Here is a 2,474-nt window from a genome sequence, read left to right as displayed (position 1 = left end):
GGCGGGGGGCGCGGCCGGGGGGCCGCCGGGGCCCCGCGCGGGCCCCCCTCGCCGCGTGCGGTAGAGCGACTATGTCTATCATGGGGGTTCTGGGTGCGGCGAGCGGCGGCGAGGGTGGTCCGGGCCGGGCGCGGTCTCCGGGGGCGCGGGCGGACCGCGGCGCGGGGCCGGCTCGCGGCGCTGCGCCGGGTACCGGTCCGGTCGGGGCTGCGGCGGCTGTCCGGGCGGGCCGCGGCGGCCGCGGCACGGCTGCCGGGCCTCGGCACCCGGCCCGGGCGGCGCCGGTGGTTCCAGGCCGCCGTCGTCGCCACCCTGCTGGCCCTGGCACCCAGCGCCTGGCTGTGGACCAGGGCGCCGGACCGGATCGGCACCGTCGCCACGGCGCCCGCCGCGCCGGTCGCGGTGGTGTTCGGTGCGGGACTCTTCGACGGCGAGCCCTCCCCGTACCTGGCGGGCCGCCTCGACGCGGCGCTCGCCCTCTACCGGCAGCACAAGGTGCGGGCGATCCTGGTCACCGGCGACAACAGCCGCACGGACTACGACGAGACCGACGCGATGCGCGGCTACCTGATCGGCCACGGCGTGCCCGCCGTCCGGGTCGTCGGCGACTACGCCGGGTTCGAGACCTGGGACTCCTGCAGCCGGGCCCGGCGGATCTTCGGGGTGGACCGCGCCCTGCTGGTCAGTCAGCGGTTCCATGTCCGCCGGGCGCTGGCGCTCTGCCAGGCCGCCGGGATCGACGCGTACGCGGTCGGGGTGGACGAGCCGCACGACGCGACCTGGTACTACGGCGGCCTGCGCGAGATCCCCGGCGCGGCCAAGGCCGCGCTGAACGTGTGGCTCCGCCCCGACCCGCAGTTCCTCGGCGCGAAGGAGCCCGGCATCGCCCGTGCGCTCGCGGACGCCGTAGGGTCCTGACCGGGCCGGGCGTCCGGGTCGGCGTCCGGATCGGCCCCGGTGGAAGGCCGCCCTCCGCCTCGAACGGATTGTCAGCGGGGTGGGGGATGATCGGGCTGTGCGCACCGTGCCGAGCATCATCCACCTCGACATGGACGCCTTCTTCGCGGCGGTGGAGCAGGCGTCCAAGCCGAGCCTGCGCGGCAAGCCGGTGATCGTCGGGGGGCTCGGCGGCCGCGGCGTGGTCTCCACCGCCTCGTACGAGGCCCGCCGGTTCGGTGTGCACTCGGCGATGCCGATGGCGCAGGCCAGGCGGCTCTGCCCGAACGCCGCCTTCCTGTCCGGCCGGTTCGACGCCTACCGGCAGAACAGCGAGATCGTCATGGGGCTGCTGCGCGAGCGCTCCCCGCTCGTCGAGCCGCTCAGCCTGGACGAGGCCTTCGTCGACCTGGAGGCCGGGCCGTACGGTCCGGCACTGGCCGAGGCCGGCCCGGCCGAGGGCGCCGAGCTGGTGCGCGCGGTCGCCGAGGACCTGCGCGCCGACATCCTGGAAGCCACCGGGCTGACCGCCTCGGTGGGCGCGGCCGGGTCCAAGCTGATGGCGAAGATCGGCTCCGAGCAGGCCAAGCCGGACGGCCTGGTGATGGTCGGGATCGGCTCGGAGCGGGCCGTGCTGAGCACGCTGCCGGTGCGGGCGCTGCCCGGCATCGGCCCGGCGACCGAGCAGGCGCTGCGCCGCGCCGGGCTGACCACCGTGGCCGACCTGGCCGACGCGGGGGAGGAGGAGCTGGTCCAGCTGCTCGGCCGGGCGCACGGCACCGGCGTCTACCTCATGGCGACCGCGCAGGACGAGCGGCCGGTGGTGCCGGACCGCGACGCCAAGTCCGTCTCCGTCGAGGACACCTTCGAGGTGGACCTGGCGGACCGCGACCGCATCCTGCAGGAGATCGACCAGCTGACCGCCCGCTGCGTCCGGCGGCTGCGCGCGGCGGGCCGCTCCGGGCGGACGGTCGTGCTGAAGGTGCGCCGCTTCGACTTCTCCACCCTCACCCGGTCCGAGACGCTCCGGGCGCCCACCGACGACGGGACGGTGATCGCCGAGACGGCCCGCCGCCTGGCGCTCCAGGTCGACATCACCGGCGGGGTGCGGCTGCTGGGCGTCGGCGTGGCCCAACTGGCCGACTATACCCAGGAGGACCTCTTCGCCCAGGCGGCGCACGCGGCCCAGGCGGAGGCCGACGCGCTGGCGGAGGCACAGGCCGAGGCGCTCGCCGGGCCGGCCGGGGGAGCCGGCCCGGACGAGGCGGAGCCGGTCGAGGAGGAGGTGTCGTCCGTCCGGCACTGGCGGCCGGGGCAGGACGTGGAGCACGAGGAGTACGGCCCGGGCTGGGTGCAGGGCAGCGGCGTCGGCCGGGTCACCGTCCGGTTCGAGACCCCCTACGACGGCCCGGGCCGGGGCCGGACGTTGGCGGGGGACGATAGCCCGCGGGGGCCCGGCGCCCCCCCCGCGCCGCGCGCGAGGCGGGAGCGCCCCGCGCGGCGCCCGCACGACCCCCCCCCCCCCCCACCCCCTCGCC

General features: G+C 77.4%; 2 protein-coding genes. Both read left to right on the top strand.

The genetic code is table 11. The features are described 5' to 3' along the window. Nucleotides 1-207 precede the first annotated feature (207 nt). Nucleotides 208-918 carry a vancomycin high temperature exclusion protein gene (locus ACFV0G_RS38295; protein WP_380558170.1) on the top strand — a complete coding sequence of 237 codons (711 nt, stop codon included), beginning with the start codon at nt 208-210 and terminating at the stop codon, nt 916-918. A gap of 97 nt (nt 919-1,015) precedes the next feature. Then, nucleotides 1,016-2,474 (top strand): DNA polymerase IV (locus ACFV0G_RS38290; protein ID WP_380558167.1); only part of this gene is annotated, 1,459 nt, incomplete at its 3' end.

The sequence above is a fragment of the Kitasatospora sp. NPDC059571 genome (genome assembly GCF_042735675.1).
Classification (GTDB): domain Bacteria; phylum Actinomycetota; class Actinomycetes; order Streptomycetales; family Streptomycetaceae; genus Kitasatospora.
The sequence above is the reverse complement of the archived record's forward strand: the minus strand, read 5'-3'. Positions and strand labels throughout refer to the sequence as shown.